This is a genomic window from Streptomyces sp. UNOB3_S3 (genome assembly GCF_020740895.1).
GTDB lineage: Bacteria > Actinomycetota > Actinomycetes > Streptomycetales > Streptomycetaceae > Streptomyces.
In genome coordinates this window covers 1-541 of sequence record NZ_JAILXP010000782.1, presented here as the reverse complement: position 1 = coordinate 541, position 541 = coordinate 1, and the positions used below count along the sequence as shown (strand labels likewise).

General features: G+C 75.8%; 1 protein-coding gene. It reads right to left on the bottom strand.

Going from position 1 to position 541, the window contains the following annotated elements; translation table 11 throughout:
* The coding region (locus K6I33_RS35615; protein WP_275126868.1) for a TIM-barrel domain-containing protein at positions 1-541 on the bottom strand (541 nt) is incomplete at both ends.

Genomic DNA, 541 nt, shown 5'->3' with positions numbered 1-541 from the left:
CCTCCAGCTCCACCTCCCCGTCCGCACCCGCCACCGGAATCACCGACCCCGCCCGCGCCAGCACCGGAACGCGCGACAGGGGCGCGTCCAGCAACACCTGCCCCGGCCCCTCGTGCGGACACCCCGTCGCCGTGTCGTACCAGCGCCCGCGCGGCAGCCGCACCGCCCGCTGGTCCGCCCCCAGCTCCAGCACCGGCGCCACCAGCAGCGAATCCCCCAGCAGGAACGCGTCCTCGCAGTCCCGCAGCGCCCGGTCCTCCGGCGAGCGCCACCACACCGGCCGCACATACGGCGCCCCCGTGCGCTGCGCCAGATGCGCCAGCGTCACGAAGTACGGCAGCAGCCGCGCCCGCTCCCGCAGCGCCGCCCCCGCGTGCTCCAGCACCTCCGCCCCGAACTCCCACGGCTCCCGCCGCCCCGCCGAGATCGCCGCGTGCGTACGGAAGAGCGGCAGATACGCGCCCAGCTGGAACCACCGCAGATACAGCTCCGGCGACGGGAACCCCGTGAACCCCCCGACGTCCGGCCCCGAATACGGCAC